This window comes from Streptacidiphilus sp. BW17, assembly GCF_041262485.1.
GTDB lineage: Bacteria > Actinomycetota > Actinomycetes > Streptomycetales > Streptomycetaceae > Streptacidiphilus.
The window spans coordinates 82,110-108,226 of the sequence record NZ_JBGCCR010000020.1 but is presented as its reverse complement, the minus strand read 5'-3'; the positions used below and the strand labels follow the sequence as shown (position 1 = coordinate 108,226).

Genomic DNA, 26,117 nt, shown 5'->3' with positions numbered 1-26,117 from the left:
ACAACCACTGATGAGCGGATGGCCCTGAACCTTCGGAGCTCTACCGATCAGGGTGGCTTGTCGCGCAGTTCCCCGCGCCCCTGGCAAGTGCAAGCAGTGCCGGAACCTGACGCAGGTCCTCTATCAACCCCGTCGCCGCCCCCAGTCGCTGCCGCGGCGTCAGCGCGGCGTAGCCGTAGACGTCCATGCCTGCCGCCCGTGCCGCCGCGACACCCAGGGGGCTGTCCTCGAAGACCACGCAGCGCTCCGGGGCGACGCCCATCCGCTCCGCCGCGTGGAGGAAGAGGTCGGGTTCGGGCTTGCCGCGGCCCACGTCCTGGGCGCTGAAGAGCACGTCGTCGGAGAAGAACGGGCTCAGGCCGGTCACCGCGTGAGCCGTGCGGATCCACTCGTGGTGCGCGGAGGAGGCCACGCAGTAGCGGATGCCCCGCTCGCGCACCCACTTCAGCAGTTCCGGCGCGCCCGCCACCGGCGTCAGCCGCTCGCGGAAGGACGCGAAGACGCGCGCGTGGAAGTCCTCGTCGAAGGTCGCGGGGAGCTTTGCCCCCGCGTAGCGGTCGGCGATGACGTCGTGGACCGTGTGCGCCGCCGCGCCCATGAAGTCGCGGTAGGAGTCCTCGATCGTGGTCGGGAAGCCGAGTTCGGTCAGGTAGTCGGCGAGCAGTCGGTTGGAGAGCGGTTCACTGTCCACCAGGACGCCGTCGTTGTCGAAGATCACCAGGTCGTAGCGCAGCACCCGGTCAACCCTACTTCCCGCCCTACTTCCCGCCGGAGGCCAGCTCCTGGGAGCGGTTGCGGGCGGCCTCCAGCGCGCCCAGCAGGGCCGCGCGGACGCCGTGGTTCTCCAGCTCGCGGATCGCGGCGATCGTCGTCCCGGCCGGGGAGGTGACTGCCTCGCGCAGCTTGACCGGGTGCTCGCCGGAGTCGCGCAGCATGACCGACGCGCCCACCGCCGCCTGGACGATCAGGTCGTGCGCGACCGCGCGCGGCAGGCCGAGCAGGATGCCCGCGTCGGTCATCGCCTCGACCAGGTAGAAGAAGTAGGCCGGACCGGAGCCGGAGAGCGCGGTCGCCGCGTCCTGCTGGTTCTCCGGGACGCGCAGCGTCTTGCCGACCTGGCTGAAGATCTCCTCGGTGCGGACCAGGTGCTCCTCGCGGGCGTGGGAGCCCGCGGAGATGACGCTCATCGCCTCGTCGACCAGGACCGGGGTGTTGGTCATGACGCGGACCACGGGCGTGCCGGAGGCGAGCCGCTCCTCGAACCAGGAGGTCGGGATGCCCGCCGCGCCGGAGATCACCAGCCGGTCGGCCGGGAGCGCCGGGGCAAGCTCGTCCAGCAGCGTGCCCATGTCCTGCGGCTTCACCGTGAGGATCAGCGTGTCGGCGAGCTTGACCGCCTCCGCGTTGGTCACCGGCTCCACGCCGTAGCGCTCGCGCAGCTCCGCCGCCCGTTCGGGGCGGCGCGCGGTGACGAGGACGTCATCAGGCGCCTTTCCGGCCCGCAGCAGGCCGGAGACCAGGGCCTCACCGATCTTCCCGGTACCGAGGACGGCGACTCGTTGCGTCATGGAGCCAGTGTGGCACCGGGTCGCCGCGTCCTGCGGACGCGTCCGAGTGGCGGTCACCGAGTGGCGGTCATCGGGTGACGGTCACCGAGTCGCCCGCGCTGCCTGAGCGGTTCAGCCCCGGACCAGCGCGCGGGCGAAGAACGCCAGGTTCGCGGGGCGCTCGGCCAGGCGGCGCACGAAGTACGCGTACCAGTCCACGCCGTACGGGACGTAGACCCGGACGGTCTCGCCCGCACCGGCCAGTCGACGCTGCTCGTCCTCGCGGATGCCGTAGAGCATCTGGAACTCGTAGCGGTCCTGCGGGCGCCCCGCGCGGACGGCGAGGGCTCCGGCGATCTCGATCAGCCGGGGGTCGTGGGTCGCCACCATCGGGTAGCCCTGACCCTCCATCAACAACCGCAGGCAGCGCACGTACGAGCGGTCCACCGCGTCCTTCCCCCGGTACGCGACCGAGTCCGGCTCGGCGTACGCGCCCTTGACCAGCCGCACCCGTGAGTCCGCGCCGAGAAGGTCGCGGCAGTCCGACTCGGTCCGGCGCAGGTAGGTCTGGAGCACCACGCCCAGCCACGGGAACGCGTCGCGCAGCGAGGCGGCGGTCTCCAGGGTGAGGTCGGTGGCGGTGTGGCCCTCCATGTCCAGGGTGACCGTGGTGCCTGCGGCCTGGGCCGCCTCGCAGATCGCCCGGACGTGTCCGCGCGCCAGCACCGCTCCGTCCCGACCGAGGCCCGAGCCCAGCGCGGAGAGCTTGACGGAGACCTCCGCCCGCCGCGCCAGCCCGGCGTCGTCCAGGGCGCGCAGCAGGCCCGTGTACTCGGCGGCGACGGCTGCGGCGTGGTCCTCGTCGACGGTGTCCTCGCCGAGGTGGTCGAGCGTGACCCGCAGGCCACGCGCGATCAGCCGGTCGGTCACGGCCACCGCCTCGTCGCGGGTCTCACCCGCGACGAAACGTTCCACCACGGCCCGCCCACCGGGCGCGGCCACCAGCGCCCGCTGCGCCTGCGGACTCCGCGCGGCGGCGAACAGAACACGACGGGACAGCATGGGCTCAAGGCTAGGGCTTGTCGTGGGGGCCTGTCCGGCCACGACACCCGGCCCTGGCTGGGGCCTCCTCCGGGCTGACTAGGGGCAAACTCAGGGAAGTCCCCTATGGCTTCCGCGGCGTCGGAGGCGCACCGTGGACGTATGAGTAGTAGTGAGGTCAACCGGCGGGAGTCCAGCACTCTTGCTGTCGCCTCGGCGTCGCGCGGTCCTTGGAAGACGGCGGCTGCCGTGGGCGTGGTCGGCGCCGGTGCAGCCGTGGCCGTCGATCTGATCACGTTGCACTGGTCGCTGAGCATCCTGGCCGGTCCGGCCAGCATCGGCTTGTTCCTCTTCTTCCTGGTCGGCGGCGCGGGCGCAGCGCTCACCAAGCGGGGCGGGGACCACCGGATCCGGCGCTGGGCCGCGGAGCACCCGTGGGAGGCCGCGCTCGCCCCTGCGGGCGCGCTGTGGGTCACCAACGCGGTGACGGAGTTCGTCTTCAGCTCGGCCGGGATACTGAGCAGCATCCTGACGGGGCTGTGGCACGCGGCGATCCTCTACGCCATAGTCGGCGTGGTCAGCAGCGTCGCCGGCGCCCGCCGAAAGTCCTCCGGCAGCTGACGATCTTGTCAGATTCTTAACCGATCATTCCGGCGCGGCGGTTTGACCGTCGCCATACTGGCGCGGTGCCAGCGACAGATGATCACGAGAAGGACCCGTTCGAGGGGCTGAAGCTCGACGAGGACTTCATTCAGGGGGCCGAGCACAAGGAGCAGTCCGCCCGCGCCCGGATGCTCTCGGCCAGGTGGAAGCGCACCCCTCCGCAGGACACCGGGTGGCGGGTTCCCGTCACCCCGGTCAAGAAGCGCCGTCGTCGCTGGCAGACGCCGCTTTTCGTGCTGCTCGCCGCCGGACTGGTCGCGGCCAGCCTCGACGCGCACGCGATCCACGACTGGGCCTTCGGCAAGGCGCCGGGGGCGCAGTCGGGGAACAGCGTCCAGATCACCCAGGCGCCGGAGACGACCCGCCCGACGACCGCTCCGCCCACGCCGGCAGACACGAACACGCCGACCCTGGAGCACCCGTTCGCCGGCTCGCCCGCGAACACCTGGCCGGCGGGCGCCGCTGCCATCACCGTTCCCGCAGCTCACGCGGTCGGCGTGTACGACGCGAGCACGGTCGCCTCGTACCTGGCGCGGGCCAAGGAGTTCCTGGTCGACAGCAACCTCGCGCCCGACGTGGTCGGCGGCGGCTATCCCAGTGCCGCCCTGGCCCTGGTCGATCCGCTGGAGACACAGCTGGTGGGCCCGCTCCGCAGCGACCTGGCGCATCCCTCCGCCAAGAACGACCCGACCGACATGTTCACCCGCTTCAACCCCGACCAGGCGCGGCTGATCGGCTCGGTGATCAAAGTCGAGGGAGAGCTGAGCTACACGTCCGACGAACAGGGCGGGCTGGACATCCACGCCGACGTCACCTTCGTCTACCCGCTGCAGCCCGGTCCGCACCCTGCGCCGTGGCTGACCGCGTCCCCGAGCCCGTCCGGGGCGGCGGTCCAGGCCTCGCTGACGGACTCCCCCGACGACTGGGACGTGGCCCGCAGCATCATCCGGCGCATCATCGACTTCGACGTGCCCGATGCGGCCCACTGGCAGCACACCCCCGGCAAGCTGTGGATCACCAACTACACCCCCGACATCGGCAACAGCGCCTGCGGGGTCAGCAACGGGTACATCAACCCGGAGTTCCCGAGCGTGGCCAACACGGACACCGAAGCTCCGTCCGGCCCCGCCGAGGACCCGTACGACCGCAGCAAGCTCCCGGACACGAAGCAGCAGGGCTGCGGAACGCTCAGCCGCACCTGATCCGGTCCGGGCTGGTCAGCGCTTGCGCCGGCTGCTCGCCTTGGCGGCCGACCTGCCGCCGCCCGAGCGGGCCTTCTGCGGCTTGGGCGTAGCCTTGCGGCGGGCCGCGGCGGCCACGGCCCGCTCGTAGCGGGACCGCAGGAGGGACTCGCCCGGGGCCTCGACAAGGCTGCGGACGAAGTAGGCGACCAGGGAGCCGACGAAGCCGACGATCATCGGCACGCCCATCGACTTGTCGTCCTCCATCCAGCCGGACAGCGACTCCTTGCCCCGGGAGAGGATGGTCCAGTTCCGCAGCGCGGCGATGCAGCTGCAGACCGCGATGGCGAGCACCATGACCGCCTCGACGAAGCCGCCGGTCTGCGCGATGAAGACGCCCTCCACCGCGAGCTGCATGATGTAGCCGCCGAGCAGGGCGGCGACGAGCGCGCCGACGCTGACCCCGACCCGACGCAGCCAGTAGCCGCGCCCCCGCTCCACCCAGGTGGTGCCGAACCAGCGGATCGGCTCAGGAGCAGGGGCGGAAGCAGGGGTGCTGCCGCCAGAGGTGTTGCCGACATGGCTGTCGGACGTCACAGGGCTCTGGGCGGGGTTCTCGGCGCGCGGGGACACCATTCGATTATGCGTGGTCCGACGGGTGGGCCGTGGGACCACCCGGGTCAGCCCAGCTTCGAGACGTCGCGGACCGCGCCCTTGTCGGCGCTGGTGGCCATCGCCGCGTAGGCGCGCAGCGCGGCCGAGACCTTGCGCTCGCGGGCCTTGGGCGCGTAGACGCCGCCCAGCGCCTCCCGGCGCGTGGCCAGCTCGGCCTCCGACACCAGCAGTTCGATACCGCGGCCCGGGATGTCGATCCGGATCCGGTCGCCGTCCTGGACCAGCGCGATGATGCCGCCCGAGGCCGCCTCGGGCGAGACGTGGCCGATGGACAGACCGCTGGTGCCGCCGGAGAAGCGCCCGTCGGTGATCAGCGCGCAGGCCTTGCCCAGACCGCGTCCCTTGAGGAACGAGGTCGGGTAGAGCATCTCCTGCATGCCGGGGCCGCCCCTGGGACCCTCGTAGCGGATGACGACGACGTCGCCCTCCTTGACCTGCTTGGCGAGGATCTTCTCGACCGCCTCGTCCTGCGACTCGCAGACGACCGCCGGGCCCTCGAAGGTCCAGATCGACTCGTCGACGCCGGCCGTCTTCACCACGCAGCCGTCGACGGCCAGGTTGCCGTGGAGCACGGCCAGGCCGCCGTCCTTGGAGTAGGCGTGCTCGACGGAGCGGATGCAGCCGCCGGCCGCGTCGGTGTCCAGCGTCTCCCAGCGCTCGGACTGCGAGAACGCCTCCGCGGAGCGGACGCAGCCGGGGGCCGCGTGCCACAGCTCGACCGCGTCCGCGGACGGGGAACCGCCGCGCACGTCCCAGGTCTTGAGCCACTCGGCCAGCGAGTCGGAGTGGACGGTACGGACGTCCTCGTTGAGCAGACCGCCTCGGTGCAGCTCGGCCAGGATGGCCGGGATGCCGCCCGCACGGTGCACGTCCTCCATGTAGTAGGTCGTGGTCGGCGCGACGTTCGGGGCGACCTTGGCCAGGCAGGGGACCTTGCGCGAGAGCCGGTCGATGTCGTGGACGGTGAAGTCGACCTCGGCCTCCTGCGCGGCGGCCAGCAGGTGCAGGATCGTGTTGGTCGAGCCGCCCATGGCGATGTCCAGGGACATGGCGTTCTCGAACGCGGCCTTGGACGCGATCGCACGCGGGAGCACGGACTCGTCGCCCTGCTCGTAGTGACGCTTCGTCAGCTCCACGACCGTGCGGCCCGCCCGCTCGTAGAGGTCGCGGCGGGCGGTGTGGGTGGCCAGCACCGAGCCGTTGCCGGGCAGGGCGAGGCCCATGGCCTCGGTCAGGCAGTTCATCGAGTTGGCGGTGAACATGCCGGAACAGGAGCCGCAGGTCGGGCAGGCGTTCTCCTCGATCCGGCGGATGTCCTCGTCGGAGACGTTCTCGTTGACCGCGTCCGCGATGGCGTTGATCAGGTCGAGCTTGCGGACCGTGCCGTCGACCAGGGTGGCCTGGCCGGCCTCCATTGGGCCGCCGGAGACGAAGACCGTCGGGATGTTCAGCCGCAGCGCGGCCATCAGCATCCCCGGGGTGATCTTGTCGCAGTTGGAGATGCAGATCAGCGCGTCGGCGCAGTGCGCCTCGACCATGTACTCGACGCTGTCCGCGATCAGGTCGCGCGAGGGCAGCGAGTAGAGCATGCCGCCGTGGCCCATGGCGATGCCGTCGTCCACCGCGATGGTGTTGAACTCGCGCGGCACCGCGCCCGCGGCCTTGATCGCCGCGGAGACGATCCGGCCGACCGGCGCCAGGTGCGTGTGGCCCGGGACGAACTCGGTGAAGGAGTTGGCGACCGCGACGATCGGCTTGCCGATGTCCTCGCCGGCTACACCGGAGGCGCGCATGAGAGCGCGCGCGCCCGCCATGTTGCGACCGTGGGTGACCGTTCGAGACCTGAGCTGCGGCACTGTTCTCAACTCCTTGGCTAGTGCCGTCGAGGGTACGCCCTATGACCGCCCATCGGACAGACTGTCCGAGATGCGGTCACCTGAAGCGGGGCTGCCGCCGGGCTGGTCTGCGGGTGCGGCGGCGAGGTTGAGCCGGGTGAAGGCCAGCGCCTCGGCGAGGTCGGCCTCCCGTTCGATCGGGCCCGACGCCCGCCGGGTGTTGACCTCCAGCACCACATGCCCGTCGAACCGGTTCCGCGCCAACCGCTCCAACAGCTCCGCGCAGGGCTGGTTCCCACGCCCGGGGATCAGGTGCTCGTCCTTGGCCGAGCCGGACCCGTCGGCGAGATGGACGTGGCCGAGCCGGTCGCCCATCCGGTCCAGCATGGCGAGGGCGTCGGCGCGCGAGGTCGAGACGTGGGAGAGGTCGATGGTGAAGTGCCGGTAGTCCTCGGTCGTCGGATCCCAGTCCGGGGCGTAGGCGGCGACCTCGCGGTCGCGGTAGCGCCAGGGGTACATGTTCTCCACGGCGAAGCGGACGTCGGTCTCGTCCGCCATCCGCCACACGCCCTGCACGAACTCCCGGGCGTACTGGCGCTGCCACCGGAACGGCGGGTGGACGACGACGGTGCCCGCCCCGAGCTTCTCCGCCGCGCTGCGGGCCCGCTCCAGCTTCTGCCAGGGTTCCGTGCCCCAGACCCGCTGCGTGATCAGCAGACACGGCGCGTGCACGGCGAGGATCGGCACCTGGTGGTAGTCGGAGAGGCGGCGCAGGGCCTCGATGTCCTGGGAGACCGGATCCGTCCAGACCATCACCTCGACACCGTCGTATCCGAGCCGCCCCGCGATCTCGAACGCGGCGGCGGTGTTCTCCGGGTAGACGGAGGCGGTGGAGAGCGCGACCTTCGCCTTCGGCACGAGGATGCACTCTTCGTCTCGGTTCACGTCGGTACCGCGTGCTTTCGCCACAGCAATCAGCTTAGAGAAAGGCTGCGCACGGGCGGCCACTCGCACTGCCCCCAGGGGCGCAACTGCCACATCTGCCCACTCCTACTGGCCTGACGCCAGCCGGTCCAGCCGTCGCAGGATGACGCCCTCGCGGAGCGCCCACGGGCAGATGTCCAGCTCGTCCACGCGGAACAGGTCCATCGCGCCCTCGGCGACCAGCGCGCCCGCGAGCAGCTGTCTCGCGCGCCCCACCGAAACCCCGGGCAGCAGCACCCGCTGCTCCGTGCTCATCGCGGCGAGCCGCGGGACCCAGTCCTCCAGCGAGCCGCGGGTCAGCCGCCTGGGCACCAGCGGGCCGTCGGCCTCGCGGGCGGCGCCCGTTATCCGGGCGAGCTGCTTGAAGGTCTTGGACGTGCCCACCACGTGGTCCGGGGATCCCAGCCGGGAGACCTCCGCCACGGTGCGGGCGATCTCCGCCCGCACGTGCTTGCGCAGCTCGCGGACGCGCTCGGGCGCGGGCGGGTCGCCCGGGAGCCACGACGCGGTGAGCCGCCCCGCTCCGAGCGGCAGGGAGATCGCGGTGTCGGGCTGCTCGTCCAGACCACAGGCGATCTCCAGCGAGCCGCCGCCGATGTCGAGCAGCAGCAGTCGACCGCTCGACCAGCCGTACCAGCGGCGGGCCGCCAGGAAGGTGAGCCGGGCCTCGTCGCCGCCGGAGAGGACCCGCAGCTCGACGCCCGTCTCGTCGAGGACCCGCTTGAGCACCTTCTCGCCGTTGGTGGCCTCCCGGATCGCGCTGGTGGCGAAGGGCAGGACCTCCTCGACACCCTTGTCCTCGGCGACCCGCATCGACGAGGCCACCATCTCGACCAGCCGCTCCACGCCGTCCCCGTGGATCGAGCCGTCCGCATGGAGCAGCTCGGCCAGACGCAGCTCTATCTTGTGCGAGTACGCGGGCAGCGGCGCAGCACCCGGGTGTGCGTCCACCACGAGGAAGTGGACGGTGTTGGATCCCACGTCGAGTACCCCAAGTCGCATAACTGTCCACGCTACGCGATCGCTCAACGGATCGTCGCCGGTCAGCGCAGGGAGACGCCCAAGGAGACGGAGGCCGGCGCCACGTGGGGCACCTGGGCCGTGTGCCAGCCCGGCGCGATGCCGTTGGTGTCGCCGGGCTGGTCACCTGTGTAGGTGTAGAGCGGAGCCCCGTCGTAGGTGACCTGGTCGCCGACGCCGTCCGGGCGCTCCGTCGCCGCCAGGGTGCCGGGGATTCCGGGTGGCAGGTTCAGCGGAGTGCCGGGGGTGGTCAGCAGCGGACGGCGGGTCTTCAGGCAGCTGCCGGTGCAGCCGAAGACGCCTGCTGAGGGGTGGTCGCCGTCGAAGTGGTAAAGGACGAGACCGTTCAGGTCGCTGAGCACGCGGCCCTGGGTGTCGGTGTCGGTGACCAGCACGGTGAAGGGCGGCCCGGAGGCGGAGGGAGCTGGCGTCGGAGTGTGCGCGGCGGCCGGCAGCGGAGTGGGCGCGGCGCCGACGAGGGCGGGGACGAGCGCGACGGCGAGCGCCGCCATCAGGACCAGCCTGCGCCTGGTGTGCGGCGCGGCCGGTCCGGCTGGCCGGACGGGATTCGGGACGGGCATTGCGGCCTCCTGGGCCCTCAGTACTTGATCGTAACGCCGCTGACGGAGTGGACGTCGGTCCCCGCTCCTGTGCCTCCGGTGAAGCCGACCCGGACGTCCGTCGGCAGGGTGACCTTCACCGCGATCACCTGCTTGCCCGCGACCGACACCAGCAGACTGCCGTTGGACACCGTCACCGCGACCGCGACCGGGCCCGAGCGCAGGTTGGGGATCGCGCTGGACGTGGCCGCGTAGACGAGGTGCCCGGCCGTCGAGCCGACGGTGACCCCGACGAAGTTGGCCGAGGGGTCGGTCGGGTCCTTGTAGGTGTCCAGGGCGACCGCGACGCCCGGCAGGCCGAGCCAGCCGAGCCCGCCGCCGTCGGCGCCCAGGGAGGCGGGACCGCGCTTGGTCGCGTCGAGCATCGCGAAGGTCAGGCCGTCGGCTCCGGTGCCACCGCCGATGGCAGCGGTGAAGCTCGCCGCCAGGTTCGCGGAGGGGACGGCGGTGGACTGGAAGTCCGATCCGGCCTGGTCGCGCTTGGCCGGGGTGAGCTGGAGCGTGGTGCCGATCATCGTCGCCGAGCCGTTGCGGACCCAGCCGTTCGGTCCGGGCGGCGGGACCGCGTAGGCCGGGGCCGTGATCGCCGCGTTGCGGACGGTGTGAATGTCCGTCAGCGCCCCTGTGCCGCCGGTGAAGGCGAGGAACGCGGCGGGCGGCAGCGAGGCGACCGGGGTGGCGAAGAGCCGGACGCCGTCGAGGGTGACCGTCACGGTCCGGCCGCTGACCTGGACGCCCACGGTGTGCGGTCCGCTGCGCAGGTTGGGGACCTTCGTGCTGGTGGCGGCGTAGGTCAACCCGTTGGCGTTGGAGCCGGTGGCCAGGCCGACGAAGTTGTTCGACGGGTTGGCGGCGTTCTTGTAGGTGTCGAGGGTGACCGCGACGCCCGGCGACGGGGCCCAGCCGAGGTCGCCGCCCGGCTGTCCGACGGCGGTCGGAGTGACCCTGGCCGGGTCGAGCAGGGCGAAGGAGAGGCCGTCGGCCCCCGTTCCGCCGCCGATGACGGCGGTGAAGGTCGCGTTCAGCCCGTTGGTGACCACCGGCACCGGGAAGACCGCGGAACCCGCCTGCCGGGCCAGTGCCTGAGTCAGGTCGAGATCACCGCCCGAGAGCGACGCGGACCCGTTGAGCTGCCAGCCGCCCGCACCGGGGTCGGGGACGACGATCTGTCCGGACGGCTGCGTGCCGGTGCCGGTCAGCGTCTCGGGCTGCGGGCCGCTGCCGTCGTCGGCGGTGATCTGGTAGGCGCCGGTGAAGCTGCCGGTCGAGGTCGGCGAGAAGGTGACGCTCTGGTGCACCACCGCGCCCGGGTCCAGCTCCTGGCCCTCGCTGATCGGTGCGGTGGCGAGGAACGGCGCGGCCGGCGGCGCCGCCTTGGTGATGGTGAGCGGGATGTTGCCGGTGTTGCTGATGTCGAAGGTCAGCGTCTTGGACGTGCCGATCGGCACGGAACCGAACGACGTGCTGGTCGGGGTGATCGTGAGGTGCGCGGCGCCGGTCACGGCGCTGCCGGTGAGCGGGACCGTCGCCGTCCCGTCCGGGCCCACCACGCTGAGCGTGCCGCTGTCGCCGGACGAGGCGGCCGTCGGCGCGTAGGTGACCTGGACGGTCACCGACTGCTGCGGCTGCACCACCGTGCCGGCTCCGGGCAGCCCGGAGGCGGAGAAGGGAGCGCTTGGCGCGGACGTCGAGGTCACCGTCTCGGCGGAGGTGCCGGTGTTGGTGATGCTGACGCCCAGGGTGCTGGTGGTGCCGGTGGCCAGCTGGCCGAAGTCCAGAGCGGCCGGGAAGGCGGTGAAGCCGGGCCGGGTGCCGTAGGCGGTCGCGCCGAAGCCGATGGTGACGGTGGACGATCCGGTGGAGACGGTGAAGCTGACCACTCCGCTGGCGGGTCCGGGCGTGGTCGGCGTGAAGGTGAGCGGCACCGAGTAGCTCGCACCCGTGGCGAGCGTCTTGGGCAGCCCGGTCGCCGCGACGGTGAAGGGGCTGCCGGTGGGGGTGGTGACCGCGGTGACGGTGACCGGCTGGGAGGCCCGCACGGTGAGCGTCCCGGTCCCGGTCGTGCCGACGGCGACGTTGCCGAGCGCCGCCGGGGAGCCGATCAGCGCGGACGCGGCGGGCAGGCCGAAGGCGAGCAGATGCCCGTCGCGGGTGCCGACGTAGACCCGGCCGCCACTGGTCGCGGGCACCGAGAACTTGGACGCGGTCCCGATCGGCGTCGACCAGAGCAGGTGCATCGAGCCGCTGTTCGGTACCGCGTCGTAGGCGCGGAGCTGGCCGTTGGCGCCGTTGCTGCCGTCCGTGTAGACGGCCCAGACGGTCGCCGAACCGGGCGTGGTCCCGTCGGAGGTGACCACCGGGGAGCCGGAGGTGTAGCCGAAGGTCTCCGGACTGGCCCCGGCCGGGGTCAGTGTCGGGTTGCCGCTCCCGTTCAGCCCGAACTGGAGGGCGCGCAGGGGTCCGCGCGACCCGATCTCGTAGACGTAGCCGCCCTGCCCGCCGTAGGCGGCGGGATGTCCCCAGACACCTTCGAACGGGCCGGTGGCGCCGAGCACCGCGTCACCGCCGCCGGGGCCCTGGTCGCGTCCGCCCAGGTTGTCCCGGTCCAGCAGGAAGACCCGGCCGTCCTTGCCGACCTGAACCAGCAGATGCGGATGGGCGGAGCTGGCGCCGAAGGGGGAGGCGGGCAGGGCCACCGGCCCGCCGGAGCCGAAGTCCTGGTCGTTCTGGTCCAGCGTGGGCGCGTTGGACGGGCTGAAGAAGTCCTGGGCGTGCAGCGAGCCGTCGCTGTTGACGCCGAGTCGGATCACGGACTCGGAGAGCTGCCCCGGCGGCCTGCTGCCGGGATCGGGAGCGGGCGACATCCCGTTGCCGGTGGAGAGGATGATCCGGCCCGGCCCGTCGGAGACGAGGCCGCCGCCTGCCTGCCAGACCCCCGCCATGCCGTTGGCGGCGCTGTTCTCGGTGGCCCAGAGCTTCAGCGCCCGAGTGCCGGTGTCGATCCCGGCGACGTAGCCGACGTAGGGGTTGACGTCGCAGTGCGAGCCGAAGCCGGCGTAGACCTTGCCGTCGAGCAGCAGCAGGCCGGCCCGCTGGTTGACGGTGTAGGCGTCGAACGGGCGGGTCGGGTCGTTGGTCGGCGCACCCTGGACCTTGACCGGCCAGCCGCTGCGCTCGGCCCCTGAGCCCGGGTCGATCGCGTGGATGTACCAGTTCGGGTGGGTCTGGTCCGGTCCGTCGTTGACCTTGGAGGTCAGGTAGACCGTGTTGTCGGCCGAGTCGTAGACGGGGGTGCTGGTCACGCCGAGGTTGGGGGTGAGGTCGCCGCACCCGATCGCGGAGGCGGGCCACGGCGCGCCGAGGGTCCGGGTCCAGCGGACCGCTCCGGTGGCCGCGTCGATGCCGTAGACCTTGTCGTTCTCGGTCGCGGCGATCAGCGTCGAGCCGATGACCAGCGGCTGGGCGTAGACCTGGCCGTCCACTGCCGTGGAGAACTGCCGGCCGAACCGCGAACTGGACACCTGCGCGGGCGTGAGACCGGGCTCGCTCTGGTCCCAGCCGGTGCGCAGGGTGTCCTGCGACACGGTCCCCTCGTCGGCACGGGCCCGGTCGCCCGGGGCCACCACACCGACTGCCACCAGAGCAGTGGTCAGACAAGCCGTCAGAACGCTTGTCCAACAAGCAGATCTCCACCCTTTCGTCATGGCGGCAGGATGCGGCCCGGCTCCGGGCGGGACGGCACGGCACTCCGTCCCGACCTGCGGGTTTCATCCGCCCGGACCTGCCCGGTCACACCCTCGGCCCACATGGCCGACCTGCCGACGCCCTGCCCGACGCCTCGCGGGCCCTACCGGGGTCGGGCCGCGGTCGGGGCCGCTCGTCCTTCGGACACATTCGGGCACATACCGACAGGCCGTCGGGAAATTCGCCCGATACCGCCCCGCAGGCCGTGGCGGTGGTACGGCAGAACCGGCATAGGCTGAGCGGGTGGCAGCAGTAGACGTACAGATCAGCGGCACGATGGACCTGAAGGCGGCCAAGAAGGCCGCCAAGGCGGCGCGCAAGCGCGAGGTCGGGCTGGACTTCCCGCGCGCCTGGGTCGAGTTCGTCGACCCCGACGACGCCGAGCAGGTCTTCCGGTGCGACCTCACCTGGCTCACCTCCCGTTGGACCTGCGTCTTCGGCCGCGGCTGCCACGGCATCCGCCCGGGACGGGCCAGCGACGGCTGCTGCACGCTCGGCGCGCACTGGTCCGACGACGACGACCAGAAGCGCGTCCTCGGCCACGCCGCCCGGCTCACCCCGGAGACCTGGCAGTTCCACAAGCAGGGCACCGGCGCCAAGGGCATCTCCGAGCCCGACGAGGACGGCGAACTGCGCACCCGCCGGATCGACGGCGCGTGCATCTTCCTGAACCGTCCCGGCTTCGCCGGCGGCGAGGGCTGCGCGCTGCACACGCTGGCGCTGCGCGAGGGCCTCGAACCGTTGGAGACCAAGCCGGACGTCTGCTGGCAGCTCCCGATCCGCCGCGCCTACGACTGGATCGACCGCCCGGACGAGACCCGCTACCTGCAGATCACCATCGGCGAGTACGACCGCCGCGGCTGGGGCTCGGGCGGCCACGACCTGCAGTGGTGGTGCACCGGCAGTCCGGACGCGCACGTCGGGGCCGACCCGGTCTACGTCAGCTACCGCGCGGAGCTCGTCGAGCTGATGGGCGGGGACGGCTACGCCGAACTGGTCCGCCAGTGCGAACGCCACCTGGCCAACCCGGCCGGCCCCGTCGCCCCGCACCCGGCGGACCAGCAGCCGGACAGCTGACAGACCCTAGCGCCCTCCGGTCGGCACAGCGCTGCTGCTTGACGACGTGTCGGACGGCTGCGGCGTCGGGTCGGCCGACGGAGAACCGGACGGCGTGGACCCGGACGGCGTGGCGGATGCCGAGGCGGACGGCGTCGGTGCGGGCGTGGGCGTGGGCGAACTCGACGGTGTGGGCGGCGGCGTGGGCGACGCGGAGGTGGGGCTCGGCGTCGGGGACGGGATGCCGCGACGGGAGCTGCCGGTGCCGTAGAGGGTGACCGTGCTGCCCGAGGGCTGGAACACGATCTGGGCGGTCCACGGGTCGCGCGGCGTCTGGTCCTCGTCGACGGTGACCAGCACCGTCAGCTGCGCGCCCGGCGCGAGCGTGCCGCCGTCGCGGCTGAGTCGGAGCCAGGGGGCCTGCGTCGACGCGGTCCAGAGCAGGGCGCTGCCACCGGCATTGGTGAGCGTGATCACCGTCCGGCCGCCCGACTGCGCCGCCCCGACCTCGAGTTGCCCGGCGCCGAGGCCCGGGGAGCCGACCGGTATGGGAACCGTCCCCGGCGGCACGGTGGAGCCGGGCGGGGTGACGCCCGGAGTCGTGACCGTGAACGCGACGTTCTCGCCGAGGTGCCCGCTGCCCGAGCCGGCGGGGTCCGTCGCCGACCCGGAGGGAGCGGCCGAGCCCTCGGACGGATCGGCCGACTGCGGGTCGGCCACGCGCACCGACGTGACCTGCGCCGCCGGGATGCCGGGGGCGTCCGCCAGATGCATCGCCCACAGCGCGACCGCAGGCGCGGCCACGACCGCCGCCGCGACCGACCCGATGACCGTGCGATGCCGGACCGCGACCGCGCGCTCCGCCTGCGGCGGCAGGTGCACCGGGAAGCCACGCCGGTCGAACCGGGGGTCCGGGAGCGGCTCCTCCCCGCGAGGGGCCCGGAGGGCGGCGCGCGGCAGGTGCACCAGCGGCAGCGCCCCCGCGTCACGCGGCGTCCCCGGCCACGGGCCCTCCGCGACCGCGCGCTCGGCGGCGCCGCGGCAGGTCGGGCAGTCGTCGACGTGGCGCACCAACTCACCGCGCAGCGCCCGCCCGAGGACGGGCCCGCGTCCGCGTCCGATCCGGCTCAGCTCCGGGCACACGTCGGCGGTGAGCACGGCGAGGGCAGCGGCGGTCCGCTCCACCTCGCAGGTCCCCTGCGCGAGCAGCACCGCCGCGGCGTCCGGCCGCAGGCCGAGGACGGCGGCGACCTCGGGCGTCTCCAGCTGGTGCCGACCGGACAGCTCCAACGCCTCCCGCTGGGCGGGCGTCGTCCCCGCCGCCTCGGGCCAGGCGAGACGCGCGAGCCGGGAGCGCGCGGCGGGCGCGCTGCTCGCGCCGATTGCGCCGAGCGCCGGGGGTGGCGCGGAGGGGGCGGGCGACGCGGTGCGGGCCTCCAGCCGGAGCAGGCAGATGTGACGATTCAGCGCGTACAACCAGGCACGTTGCAGCTCCGGCCGACGGAGGCGTCGGCGGTGCCGAACGGCGAGCCGCCGCGTCTGGCGCACGGCGGCAACGGCTTCGTCCTGGTCACACAGCACGGAGAGGCTGTAGCTGAACAGGGCGTCGGCGAGCTGGTCCAGCACGGTGTCCACGCCTCCGACGGTAGGCGCGCCGCGCCACCCCCCTCGGGGGATGCGCCTCCGATCCACCCTTTCGGGTGATGTACACGCGCCACCGAGACAGCAATCAGAAGTGGGACAGCCACCTTGAAGCGCGAGGGAGGTTGCCCACCGGCTCTGTTGTCAGTGGTGCGCGGTAGCGTTCCCGACATGGCCGCACGATCGAGCTCGTCCAAGTCCCGCAGCAGCTACCGCTGCACCAACTGCGGTGCCACACCGCCCAAATGGACCGGACGCTGTGGCGAGTGCAACGCCTGGGGCACGGTCGAGGAGGCAGGCGGGCCCGCCGTGCGGACCACGGCGGCCGGGCCGGTCTCGGCCCCGGCGCGGCCCATCGGGCAGGTGGACGCGACGACCGCGGCCTCGCGGGCGACCAACATCGACGAGTTGGACCGCGTCCTCGGCGGCGGGCTGGTGCCCGGCGCCGTCGTGCTGCTGGCGGGAGAACCAGGCGTCGGCAAGTCGACGCTGCTGCTGGACGTCGCCGCGAAGGCCGCAGGTCCCGAGCACCGGACGCTCTACATCACCGGTGAGGAGTCCGCGAGCCAGGTGCGGCTGCGTGCGGACCGGATCAAGGCGTTGTCGCCGCACCTCTACCTCGCCGCCGAGACGGATCTGGCCGCCGTGCTCGGGCACATCGAGCAGGTCCGGCCGTCCCTGCTGGTCCTCGACTCGGTGCAGACCATCGCCTCCGCCGAGCTGGACGGCGCGCCCGGCGGACCCGCGCAGATCAGGGAGGTGGCGGGCGCGCTGATCCGCGAGTCCAAGACCCGGGCCATGTCCACGCTGCTGGTCGGCCACGTCACCAAGGAGGGCGCGATCGCGGGGCCGCGTCTGCTGGAGCACCTGGTCGACGTGGTGCTGCATTTCGAGGGCGACCGGCACGCCCGGCTGCGGCTGATCCGGGGCGTCAAGAACCGCTACGGGGCGACCGACGAGGTCGGCTGCTTCGAGTTGCACGACTCCGGCATCACCGGACTGCCGGACCCGTCGGGCCTCTTCCTGACCAAGCGGGCCGAGCCGGTGCCCGGCACCTGTCTGACCGTCACCCTGGAGGGGCGGCGGCCGCTGGTCGCCGAGGTGCAGGCGCTGCTGGTGGATTCGTCGATCCCGTCGCCGCGCCGGGCCACCTCCGGGCTGGAGTCGCCCCGGATCGCCATGATCCTGGCCATGTTGGAGCGCCACGGCGGAGTCCGGCTCGGCAAGATGGACATCTACGCCGCCACCGTCGGCGGGGTGCGACTCTCCGAGCCGGCCGCAGATCTGGCCATCGCACTGGCGCTGGCCAGCTCCGCCGCGGACACCCCGCTGCCTCAGGAGCTGGTCGCCATCGGCGAGGTGGGCCTCGCGGGCGAGGTGCGGCGGGTCACCGGCGTGGAGCGGCGGCTGGCGGAGGCGGCCCGGCTCGGCTTCACCCATGCACTGGTCCCGCCGGAGCCGGGCAAGGTGCCCAAGGGAATGCGCGTGATAGAGGTCACTACGATCGGCGATGCCATGGCGGCAATTCCGGGCAAGCCCGGACGTCTCGGCAGGGACCCCGACCGCCGCGGGCGCAGCAGCAACGGACAGCGGCGCAAGTCGGTCAGCGAGCTGATGGAGCGCGACAGCCTCGCCAACCAGTCCGACAAGGTCGATCTCACGAACGACCAGCAACGATCCGTGCCGGGATACTTGGACATTCCCGACAGTGCGGACGAGCTGATGCGCGGTTGGGACGAGATCGAGCCGGAGTAGTTCGCGAATGCCCACGTATTTTCGCGGAGGATCGGCAAAGGATCCGAAGCTGGAAGAAACCTGGGAGACGGCCGAACGCGTTGCACCGTTTGCCATGCCCCCGCAATATCCCGACACACTCGTAGGCGGTCATCGGTAAACTCGTACGCGCACACCGCACCCCCACCGGAGGAGTCGCCCTCGTGGCAGCCAACGACCGGGCGGATCGTTCCTCCCGCGAGGAGGCCCTGCTCCGGGCCTCGCTGAGTGCCGTCGCACCAGGTACCGCGCTGCGTGACGGCCTGGAACGCGTCCTGCGCGGCCGTACCGGCGGCCTGATTGTGGTGGGCTTCGACAAGCAGGTCGAGGCGCTCTGCACCGGCGGTTTCGTGCTCGACGTCGAATTCTCCGCGACCCGCCTGCGTGAGTTGTGCAAGCTGGACGGCGCGGTGGTCCTGGACAAGGACATCACCAAGATCGTTCGTGCCGGCGTGCAGTTGGTCCCCGACGCCGACATCCCCACCGAGGAGACCGGCACCCGGCACCGCACCGCCGAGCGCGTCAACAAGCAGACGGGCTACCCGGTGGTCTCGGTCAGCCAGTCGATGCGGTTGATCGCCCTCTACGTCAACGGCACGCGTCGCGTGATCGAGGACTCCGCCGCGATCCTCTCCCGCGCCAACCAGGCGCTGGCGACCCTGGAGCGGTACAAGCTCCGACTGGACGAGGTCTCCGGCACGCTCTCCGCGCTGGAGATCGAGGACCTGGTGACGGTACGTGATGTCGCCGCCGTGGCACAGCGGCAGGAGATGGTCCGCCTGATCGCCAGTGAGATCGCTGGCTACGTGGTCGAGTTGGGCACCGACGGCCGGCTGCTCTCGCTCCAGCTGGACGAGCTGATCGCGGGCGTCGAACCGGACCGCGAGCTGGTCGCCCACGACTACTTCCCTGAGCGGGCCGCGAAGCGCGGGCGCACCGTCCAGGACGTCCTTACCGACCTGGAGGCGCTGACCCACACCGAGCTGCTGGAGATCCAGACGGTGGCCAAGGCGCTCGGCTACCCGGGCACCCCCGAGGCGCTCGACTCCGCGGTCAGCCCGCGCGGCTACCGCCTGCTGGCCAAGGTCCCGCGGCTCCCCAACACCGTCATCGAGCGACTGGTGGACCACTTCGGCGGCCTGCAGAAGCTGCTCGCCGCCAGCATCGACGACCTGCAGGCGGTCGAGGGCGTCGGCGAGTCCCGGGCCCGCTCGGTCCGCGAGGGCCTCTCCCGCCTGGCGGAGTCGTCGATCCTCGAGCGCTACGTCTGAGGCCCGACGCGGCCCTACTCCGGCCGCTGCTCCGGTCCGGCTCCGGCTCCGGGCTGGTGCTCGGGCTCCCCGGTGCTCAGCTGCCGAACTGCGCCAGCTTGAACGAGTGCCAGGGCTGGGTGGCCACGCCGTTGATGCCGATGTGCACCACGTAGGTCCCGGCAGGGACGGCCGCACCGCCGGTGCCCGGGGTGCAGCCCGGCCTGGAGCTCGTCCGGCCCCAGCCGAAGGTCGCCTGCAGCGGGCCGTCGGTGGACGCCGGGACGGCGTACCACTGGGCCGAGGTGTCCTTCGGGCAGTCGCCGGACGACCAGACCTGCGCCCCGGTGTCGGCGGTGATGGTCAGCACCGCCGACTTCTGGCCGAGGTCGATCCGGCAGGGACTCTGCGCGGTGTTCGCGATGCCCAGCCGGAAGAGCGGGAGCTGCGAGGCCGCGTACGTCTGCTCGTTGCTGTTCAGGCTGAGGTCGAGGTCGGCCGCGTTGCAGACGGCCAGGCTCATCGTGCCGGGCAGGTTCGGCGCGGCCACGCCGGAGCCGCCGGTGCCTGCGGTTCCGCCCGACGTCGAGCCTGAGGCGCCCGATCCGCCGGTGGACGCGCCGCCGCCCGGCAGGGTCACCACTGGGGCGCCGCTCGGCGAGGGGGTCGGGGTGCTCGACCCGCCCGCGGGGGCGCTCGGGTTGGTACCGCCGGTGCCGCCGCCCGCCGTGCCGTCGCTGGAGCCGTGGCCCGTACTCGTCGGTCCGGGCGTGATCGACCCGACCGGAGTGCTCACGCTTCCGGCCGCGGCCTGCTTGCTGCCACCTGCGCCACCGAACACCAGTACGGATGCCAGCACGACCGCGCCCGCGAGGGCCGCCAGCACGACAAGACGCCGCCGCCAGTAGATTGACGCGGGCAGCGGTCCGACGGGATTGCGCAGAGAAGGCACGAGCAAACCTTACGAGAGTTCCACCCCGGCTCTGTGCAACACCACCGTACCTGCTGCTTCTTCTTTCACATCATCGTCCTGTTGAGCCGACTGATGGTCAGCGGTCCTCCGCTCGACTGATGTTGGGACTGGAGGCGTTATGACCGGCAGTACGGGAGCCGGACGGGTCCTCGTCGTCGACGACGACGCGGCGATCCGGCGCTCCCTGGAGCGCGGACTGCGGCTGAGCGGGTTCACCGTGCTGCTCGCCGCCGACGGGACGGCGGCCCTGGACCTGATCGCCACCGCCTCCCCCGACGTGCTGGTACTCGACGTCTCCATGCCCGGGCTGAGCGGCACCGAGGTCTGCCGCAGGCTGCGCGCGGGCGGCGACGAGACGCCGGTGCTGATGCTCTCCGCGCTGGACGAGCTGGCCGACCGCGTCGCCGGGCTGCAGGCAGGCGCGGACGACTACCTGATCAAGCCGTTCGCGCTGGAGGAACTGGTGCTCCGGCTGCACGCCCTGCTGCGTCGGCGTCCCGCTCCCCCGCCGACGGAGGTGCTGCAGGCGGGTCCGCTGGTGGTCAACCCGACGACCCGCCAGGCCTTCCGCGACGGCGTCGAACTGCGGCTCACCCGACGCGAGTTCTCGCTGCTGGAGCAGTTCGTCCGCAACCCCGGCATCGTGCTCACCCGGGACCAGCTGCTGGACCGCGTCTGGGGCTACGACTTCGACGTCCGCACCGACGCCGTGGACACCTTCGTCAGCTACCTCCGGCGCAAACTGGAGGAGGGCGGACGCCTGCGGCTGCTGCACACCGTGCGCGGCGTGGGTTTCGTGCTGCGGCTGCCCAAGGCCGGCGAGGGCCCGGGCGCCTCCGGCGGGCCGCGGAGTCCCGACAGGCCCGGCAGGTCCGGCAGGCCCGGCAGGCCCGGGAGTGCAGACAGAGCCGGCGCCCCCGGCAGACTCGGTAAGGAGGCCGGACGATGAAGCTCTCCACGCGGATAGCGCTCTCCGTCTCGCTGACCGTCCCGCTGCTGGTGCTGGCTGCCGGGGCGCTGCTGCTCGGCCTGGTCGGGCATGACATCTCCCAGCAGCAGAACACCCGGCTGCGCACGCTCGCCGTCGCCGTCGCGCCCGACGTGCGGTCGCTGCTCGCGGCGGACCGCGCAGGCCGCCCCAAGGTGGCCCAGAACCAGAACCGCCGCGTCCTCGACTCGGCACTCGACTCCGGCGTCCTCGTCCTCGACCCGCAGGGCACGACGGTGCTGAGCGGCGGCCCGCAGCCCGGTCCTGCGGTCGTACTGCCCGCGCCGACCGGCCGCCCCGAGACGGTCGCCGGGTTCCACGCCCTGGGCGAGTCCCTCGCGCAGGGTGGCACGCTCTGGGTATTCGCACCGGTCAGCGCGGACAACGCACAGCTCTCGGCGATCCGCGGCCGGGTGCTGCTGGTCGCCCTGCTGGCGGCTCCGCTGGCCGGTCTGCTGACGCTGGCGCTGGCCCGCCGCGCCACCCGCTCGCTGGGGACGCTGAGCGCCCAGGCCTCGGTGCTCGACCCGCGCGACGGCGCGGACTCGTTCCGGCACCGGCCCTCGCACATCACCGAGGTCGACGACCTGGCCACCGCACTGAGCGCGGTCCTGTCCCGCTACGACCAGCAGGCGACCCGCACCGGCGAGGCCCTGGAGACCGCCCGCTCCTTCGCCTCCGCCGCCTCGCACGAGCTGCGCACGCCGCTGATGTCCATGCAGACCAACCTCGACGTGCTGGCCGCGCACCCGGACCTCGCTCCGGACGAGCGCGGCGAAGTCGTCGCCGACCTGCGCGGCGAGCACGCGCGGCTGCTCGAACTCCTCACCGCGCTGCGCACGTTGGCGCGCGGCGACCTGGTCGAGGCGGAGGCCTTCACCGACCTCGACTTCGGCGAACTCGTCGACTCCTGCGTCCAGTCGGTCGCGCGGGGCGCGCCGGAGGCCTCGCTGATGCTGAGCGGCGGCTACGGCCTGTGGGTGCGGGCGTGGGAGCCGGGCCTGAAGATCCTGGTCACCAACCTGCTCACCAACGCGGTCGTCCACGGCCACGCACCGGGCGAGGCCTCCCGGATCGCGGTCTCCCTGACGGCGGCACCCGAGGCCGACGGCGGCCACGCGGTCCTGACCGTCGACGACTGGGGCCCCGGCATCCCCGCCGACCGCCGCGACGCGGTCTTCGACCGCTTCACCCGCGGCCAGGACAGCCCCGGCACGGGCCTCGGCCTCACCCTCGTCGCCCAGCAGACCGCCCTCCACGGCGGCACGATCACCATCTCCGAGGCGCCGGGCGGCCACGGCACGCGCTTCTGCCTGTGGCTGCCGCTGAGCGGCACACCGTTCCAGGAACCCACCCACCGCAACTGGCTGACGCAGACGCTGAACTTGAACTTGAAAGCGATGGGGTAGTTGCACTCACCCAGGGGCGCGGGGCTCTGCTGATATGCGGCTCCGCCGCTTGGGCGCGCAAGCGATCCACACAGCTGGCAGGCCGAACGGTCAGGGCCATCCGGTGGGGGTACCCCCGGCCGAAGGCTGGGGGAGGGTGGCTGCTCGCGCACGCAGTTGATCAAGCGGAGCCCCGCGCCCCTGAGCAGTGCAACTTCCCACGTGCGACAGTGCACGTCCGCTTGCGAGAAATCACGTGCCGTCCGCAGGACTAAACTCCCACCCGCCATGGAAACACTGCATCGCCCCGTCCTCGCCTGGTACGCCACCTCCGCCAGGGACCTGCCCTGGCGCGCGCCGGAGGCGACTCCGTGGGCGGTCATGGTGAGTGAGTTCATGCTCCAGCAGACCCCCGTCAAGCGCGTCCTCCCCGTCTACGAGGAGTGGCTCCGTCGCTGGCCGACGCCCGCGGCCCTCGCCGCGGACGCGCCGGGAGAGGCGGTCCGCGCCTGGGGGCGGCTCGGCTACCCCCGCCGGGCACTGCGTCTGCACGCCGCCGCGACCGCGATCCGGGACGAGCACGGCGGGGAGGTGCCGTCCGTGCATGCGGACCTGCTCGCGCTGCCGGGCGTCGGCGAGTACACCGCGGCGGCCGTCGCGTCGTTCGCGTTCCGGCAGCGGCACGCGGTGCTGGACACCAATGTGCGGCGGGTCTTCGCGCGGGCCGTGGACGGGCAGGAGTACCCGGCCAACGCCACCACCGCCGCCGAGCGCCGGACGGCGAACGCGCTGCTGCCCGACGAGCCGGAGACCGCCGCGACCTGGGCCGTCGCCGTGATGGAGCTGGGCGCGCTGGTCTGCACGGCGCGCAGCCCCGAGTGCGGCCGGTGCCCGATACGGAGCGACTGCGCCTGGCGGCAGGCGGGCAGCCCGCCGCACCAGGGTCCGGCCCGGCGCGGACAGACGTACGCGGGGACCGACCGGCAGGTGCGCGGCAAGCTGCTGGCCGTCCTGCGCGAGGCCCACGACAGCGTCCCTCAAGCGGAGCTGGACAAGGTGTGGGAGGACGCGGTCCAGCGCGCCCGCGCGTTGGACGGCCTGGTGGCGGACGGTCTGGTGGAGCCGGTCGCACCCGGGGTCTACCGACTGCCGCGCTGAACCCCCCAAGAGGACCCCCAACCGGACCCACGACAGGACCCACGACCGGGGCCACGACCGGGGCCCGCAACAGGACTGCAGCCTTACTTGCCGACCGGCTAGTGTCGTCGCGACAGGCACGCTAAGCTCGTCCCACGGGGGCAGTACCAAGCGCACGACTGCACCACCGCACACCTGCAACAACTGCACAGCGCAATCGCACACACCCACCGGCGGAGCGAGAGAGCCATGACCAGCCAGACCCCCCGGGGCGACACCCGGGCGCGCATTCTCGACGTCGCGCTGGAGCTCTTCGTGGAGCACGGCTACGACAAGACCTCGCTCCGGGAGATCGCCGACCGCCTTGGGGTCACCAAGGCCGCGCTGTACTACCACTTCCGCACCAAGGAGGACATCCTCGCGGGCATCGTCGCCAACATGGCGGCCCCGATCGAGGAGGCCATCGCCTGGGGCGAGCAGCAGGAGTACAGCCCGGAGGTGCGCGACGCGATCCTGCGCCGCTTCGCCGAGGGCATGGCCGACCGGCAGCCGCTGCTGCGCTTCTTCCACGAGAACCAGCCCGCCATCCGGGAACTGAACGCGGGCAACCAGTTCAAGGAGCGCATGATCGCGCTCACCCGACTGCTGCAGGGACCGAACCCGAGCTACGAGGACCGGGTGCGGGCCGCCGTCGGGCTGATGACGATCAACGTGGCCGCCTTCGTGGCGGAAGCGCAGGCCTGCGGGGAGGACCTGCACGACCTCCCGCCGCTGCCGGACGAGGCCGCCCGCCGCGACGTGGCCCTCCGCATCGCGCTGGACGTCGCCGACCGGATCGGCAAGACCCCGGCGGACGTCTAGCCAGGGCCGTGGCCAGCCGACGTCCAGCCAGGCCTGTGGCCGGACAGGCCCACCTCGCCTGAGCTGCGACTCCGGCCACGCCCGGTTACGGTCGAAGCAACACGCCGTTGATGCGTTGGAGCCCCCGTGACCCTGGTAGCCAAGCCCGGAACCTCCTGGGACGAGACCTACGCGCGCTGCCTGGCCGCCGCCCCGGAGGCCTTCGCGCCCGACCGGCTGCTGAACCTGGTGCGCGGCGGCTGGCACGCCGTCGGCGTCCCCGGCGAGCACACCACCCCGGTCGACGGGACGCCGATCCCCGGTCCGCCCCGGGTCGGCGCTCCGGAGGCACACGCGGCCGTCGACTTCGCCATCGCCGAGCACGGGCAGTGGTCCCGTGTCCCGCTGGACCAGCGGCGCGACCGGGTCGCCGCCGCCGTCGAGGCGCTCGCCGGGCACCGGGACCTGCTGGCGATGCTGCTGGTCTGGGAGATCGGCAAGCCCTGGCGGCTCGCCGGTGCCGACGTGGACCGCTGCCTGGACGGCGCGCGCTGGTATCTCTCGGAGATCGAGCGCCAGTTGGGCCTCGGGTCGGCGACGCCGCGGACGCCGCTGCCGGGGCCGGTCTCCAACATCGCCAGCTGGAACTACCCGATGAGCGTGCAGGTCCACGGTGAGCTGGTGCAACTGCTGGCCGGCAACGCGGTGGTGGCCAAGACGCCGTCCCAGGGCGGCTTCCACTGCCTGACGCTGGCCCATGCGCTGATGCGCCGGGCGGGGCTGCCGGTCACGTTGCTCTCCGGGAGAGGCTCGCTGCTCGCCGACGCGCTGATCCGCGCGCCGGGTCTGGGCGCGCTCGCGTTCGTCGGCGGCCGGGCCAACGGCCGCCGGGCGGCGACGGCGCTGGCCGATCCGAGTCGGCGTCACTTCCTGGAGCAGGAAGGCCTGAACACCTGGGGCATCTGGGAGTTCAGCGACTGGCCCGCGCTCGCAGCGCACCTGCGCAAGGGCTTCGAGTACGGCAAGCAGCGCTGCACCGCCTATCCGCGCTACGTCGTCCAGCGTTCGCTCTTCCCGCAGTTCCTGGAGAGCTACCTGGCGGTCCTGGGCAGCCTGCGGTTCGGCCATCCGCTGGCCGTCCCCGCCCCGGACGAGCCGCTGCCGGAGCTGGACTTCGGGCCGGTCATCCATGCGGCCAAGGCGGCCGAGCTGCGCACCCAGTTCGACGAGGCGGTGGCCGGGCGCGCCGTCCCGCTGCACCAGGGCTCCCTCGCCGACGGCGCGTTCCTGGACGGTCAGGACACCTCCGCCTACCTCGCACCCGCCGCCGTGCTGTCGCCGCCCGCCAGTTGGTCGCTGCACCACAGCGAGCCGTTCGGGCCGCTGGACTCCATCGTGCTGGTCGACACCGAGGCCGAACTGCTGGCCGCGATGAACGCGGGCAACGGTTCGCTGGTGGCCAGCATCGCCACCGACGACCTGGCCTTCGCCGAGCGGATCGCGCCGGACCTGCTGGCGTTCAAGGTCGGCGTCAACAAGCCGCGTTCGCGCGGCGACCGCGCGGAGGTCTTCGGCGGCCTCGGGGCGTCCTGGAAGGGTGCGTTCGTCGGCGGCGACCTGCTCGTCCAGGCGGTCACCTACGGGCCCGGCGGCGCGGAGGAGAAGCTCTTCGGCAACTTCCCCGGCTACTCGCTCTACCCGGCGCGCTGAGCACGGACTTTCGCGCCCGGCCTCCCGGCCTGGAACTCCCCTTGTTTGACG

General features: G+C 72.5%; 21 protein-coding genes. 10 read left to right on the top strand and 11 right to left on the bottom strand.

The genetic code is table 11. The annotated features are described in order from the left end of the window. Positions 1-40: 40 nt before the first annotated feature. The 3 genes from ABH940_RS23645 to ABH940_RS23635 all read right to left on the bottom strand — a co-directional run bounded on the left by ABH940_RS23645 (position 41) and on the right by ABH940_RS23635 (position 2,609). Entirely contained in the window at positions 41-733 is a 693-nt protein-coding gene (locus ABH940_RS23645) for an HAD family hydrolase (RefSeq protein WP_370106123.1), read from the bottom strand. 25 nt (positions 734-758) lie between these two features. Further along, on the bottom strand, positions 759-1,568 hold the full coding sequence (gene proC / locus ABH940_RS23640; protein WP_370067459.1) for a pyrroline-5-carboxylate reductase: 810 nt from the start codon (positions 1,566-1,568) through the stop codon (positions 759-761). Between the two features lie 111 nt (positions 1,569-1,679). Continuing rightward, positions 1,680-2,609 carry a proline dehydrogenase family protein gene (locus ABH940_RS23635; protein WP_370067457.1) on the bottom strand — a complete coding sequence of 310 codons (930 nt, stop codon included), beginning with the start codon at positions 2,607-2,609 and terminating at the stop codon, positions 1,680-1,682. 141 nt (positions 2,610-2,750) lie between these two features. Here ABH940_RS23635 and ABH940_RS23630 point away from each other — a divergent pair, with 141 nt between their 5' ends. Both ABH940_RS23630 and ABH940_RS23625 read left to right on the top strand, forming a co-directional pair. Beyond that, positions 2,751-3,209: a hypothetical protein gene (locus ABH940_RS23630; RefSeq protein WP_370067455.1), complete on the top strand. Its 459-nt coding sequence runs from the start codon at positions 2,751-2,753 to the stop codon at positions 3,207-3,209. Positions 3,210-3,274: 65 nt separating this feature from the next. Further along, positions 3,275-4,453: a hypothetical protein gene (locus ABH940_RS23625; RefSeq protein WP_370067453.1), complete on the top strand. Its 1,179-nt coding sequence runs from the start codon at positions 3,275-3,277 to the stop codon at positions 4,451-4,453. Positions 4,454-4,468: 15 nt separating this feature from the next. Here the strand turns inward: ABH940_RS23625 and ABH940_RS23620 are convergent, their stop codons facing one another. From ABH940_RS23620 to ABH940_RS23595, 6 genes are all read right to left on the bottom strand, one after another. Next, a complete protein-coding gene (locus tag ABH940_RS23620; RefSeq protein ID WP_370067451.1) occupies positions 4,469-5,065 on the bottom strand; it encodes a hypothetical protein in 597 nt (198 codons plus the stop codon). Between the two features lie 47 nt (positions 5,066-5,112). Then, on the bottom strand, positions 5,113-6,963 hold the full coding sequence (gene ilvD / locus ABH940_RS23615) for a dihydroxy-acid dehydratase (protein ID WP_370067449.1): 1,851 nt from the start codon (positions 6,961-6,963) through the stop codon (positions 5,113-5,115). Between the two features lie 39 nt (positions 6,964-7,002). Continuing rightward, complete coding sequence (locus ABH940_RS23610) at positions 7,003-7,887, bottom strand: sugar phosphate isomerase/epimerase family protein (protein WP_370067447.1); 885 nt, start codon at positions 7,885-7,887, stop codon at positions 7,003-7,005. A gap of 105 nt (positions 7,888-7,992) precedes the next feature. After that, positions 7,993-8,928, bottom strand: a complete 936-nt coding sequence (locus tag ABH940_RS23605; protein ID WP_370067445.1) for a Ppx/GppA family phosphatase — start codon at positions 8,926-8,928, stop codon at positions 7,993-7,995. A gap of 41 nt (positions 8,929-8,969) precedes the next feature. Beyond that, positions 8,970-9,527, bottom strand: a complete 558-nt coding sequence (locus ABH940_RS23600; protein WP_370067443.1) for a hypothetical protein — start codon at positions 9,525-9,527, stop codon at positions 8,970-8,972. A gap of 17 nt (positions 9,528-9,544) precedes the next feature. After that, complete coding sequence (locus tag ABH940_RS23595; RefSeq protein WP_370106111.1) at positions 9,545-13,204, bottom strand: choice-of-anchor D domain-containing protein; 3,660 nt, start codon at positions 13,202-13,204, stop codon at positions 9,545-9,547. 382 nt (positions 13,205-13,586) lie between these two features. Between ABH940_RS23595 and ABH940_RS23590 the strand changes: the two genes are divergently transcribed. After that, positions 13,587-14,387 carry a hypothetical protein gene (locus ABH940_RS23590; protein WP_370106122.1) on the top strand — a complete coding sequence of 267 codons (801 nt, stop codon included), beginning with the start codon at positions 13,587-13,589 and terminating at the stop codon, positions 14,385-14,387. Positions 14,388-14,393: 6 nt separating this feature from the next. On the opposite strand, the gene ABH940_RS23585 is transcribed toward ABH940_RS23590, so the two are convergent. Next, entirely contained in the window at positions 14,394-16,001 is a 1,608-nt protein-coding gene (locus ABH940_RS23585) for a hypothetical protein (protein WP_370106110.1), read from the bottom strand. 177 nt (positions 16,002-16,178) lie between these two features. Between ABH940_RS23585 and radA the strand changes: the two genes are divergently transcribed. Then, positions 16,179-17,762, top strand: a complete 1,584-nt coding sequence (gene radA, locus ABH940_RS23580) for a DNA repair protein RadA (protein WP_370067437.1) — start codon at positions 16,179-16,181, stop codon at positions 17,760-17,762. Positions 17,763-17,944: 182 nt separating this feature from the next. Continuing rightward, positions 17,945-19,051, top strand: a complete 1,107-nt coding sequence (gene disA, locus ABH940_RS23575) for a DNA integrity scanning diadenylate cyclase DisA (protein WP_370067435.1) — start codon at positions 17,945-17,947, stop codon at positions 19,049-19,051. 76 nt (positions 19,052-19,127) lie between these two features. Here the strand turns inward: disA and ABH940_RS23570 are convergent, their stop codons facing one another. Further along, complete coding sequence (locus tag ABH940_RS23570) at positions 19,128-19,982, bottom strand: hypothetical protein (protein ID WP_370067433.1); 855 nt, start codon at positions 19,980-19,982, stop codon at positions 19,128-19,130. Positions 19,983-20,121: 139 nt separating this feature from the next. On the opposite strand from ABH940_RS23570, the gene ABH940_RS23565 reads away from it, so the two are divergent. The 5 genes from ABH940_RS23565 (at position 20,122) to ABH940_RS23545 (ending at position 26,066) form a co-directional block, all read left to right on the top strand. Next, a complete protein-coding gene (locus tag ABH940_RS23565) occupies positions 20,122-20,952 on the top strand; it encodes a response regulator transcription factor (protein ID WP_370067431.1) in 831 nt (276 codons plus the stop codon). Next, positions 20,949-22,400 (top strand): sensor histidine kinase, encoded by a 1,452-nt coding sequence (locus ABH940_RS23560; RefSeq protein WP_370067429.1) that lies wholly within the window; start codon positions 20,949-20,951, stop codon positions 22,398-22,400. The genes ABH940_RS23565 and ABH940_RS23560 overlap by 4 nt, the downstream gene beginning before the upstream one ends. Before the next feature lie 267 nt (positions 22,401-22,667). Next, positions 22,668-23,537 carry an A/G-specific adenine glycosylase gene (locus ABH940_RS23555; protein WP_370106109.1) on the top strand — a complete coding sequence of 290 codons (870 nt, stop codon included), beginning with the start codon at positions 22,668-22,670 and terminating at the stop codon, positions 23,535-23,537. A 228-nt stretch (positions 23,538-23,765) separates the two neighbouring features. Continuing rightward, positions 23,766-24,377, top strand: coding sequence for a TetR/AcrR family transcriptional regulator (locus ABH940_RS23550; RefSeq protein WP_370067425.1), 612 nt, complete (start codon positions 23,766-23,768; stop codon positions 24,375-24,377). Between the two features lie 126 nt (positions 24,378-24,503). Next, entirely contained in the window at positions 24,504-26,066 is a 1,563-nt protein-coding gene (locus ABH940_RS23545; protein ID WP_370106108.1) for an aldehyde dehydrogenase family protein, read from the top strand. Positions 26,067-26,117: the final 51 nt, after the last annotated feature.

Excerpts from the sequence above, each read along its gene's own strand:
- ABH940_RS23565 (WP_370067431.1), top strand. The coding sequence starts at position 20,122 with ATGACCGGCAGTACGGGAGCCGGACGGGTCCTCGTCGTCGACGACGAC.
- radA (WP_370067437.1), top strand. The coding sequence starts at position 16,179 with ATGGCCGCACGATCGAGCTCGTCCAAGTCCCGCAGCAGCTACCGCTGC.
- ABH940_RS23605 (WP_370067445.1), bottom strand. The coding sequence starts at position 8,928 with ATGCGACTTGGGGTACTCGACGTGGGATCCAACACCGTCCACTTCCTC.
- ABH940_RS23590 (WP_370106122.1), top strand. The coding sequence starts at position 13,587 with ATGGACCTGAAGGCGGCCAAGAAGGCCGCCAAGGCGGCGCGCAAGCGC.
- ABH940_RS23635 (WP_370067457.1), bottom strand. The coding sequence starts at position 2,609 with ATGCTGTCCCGTCGTGTTCTGTTCGCCGCCGCGCGGAGTCCGCAGGCG.
- ABH940_RS23550 (WP_370067425.1), top strand. The coding sequence starts at position 23,766 with ATGACCAGCCAGACCCCCCGGGGCGACACCCGGGCGCGCATTCTCGAC.
- ABH940_RS23600 (WP_370067443.1), bottom strand. The coding sequence starts at position 9,527 with ATGCCCGTCCCGAATCCCGTCCGGCCAGCCGGACCGGCCGCGCCGCAC.
- ABH940_RS23560 (WP_370067429.1), top strand. The coding sequence starts at position 20,949 with ATGAAGCTCTCCACGCGGATAGCGCTCTCCGTCTCGCTGACCGTCCCG.
- ABH940_RS23630 (WP_370067455.1), top strand. The coding sequence starts at position 2,751 with ATGAGTAGTAGTGAGGTCAACCGGCGGGAGTCCAGCACTCTTGCTGTC.
- ABH940_RS23555 (WP_370106109.1), top strand. The coding sequence starts at position 22,668 with ATGGAAACACTGCATCGCCCCGTCCTCGCCTGGTACGCCACCTCCGCC.
- proC (WP_370067459.1), bottom strand. The coding sequence starts at position 1,568 with ATGACGCAACGAGTCGCCGTCCTCGGTACCGGGAAGATCGGTGAGGCC.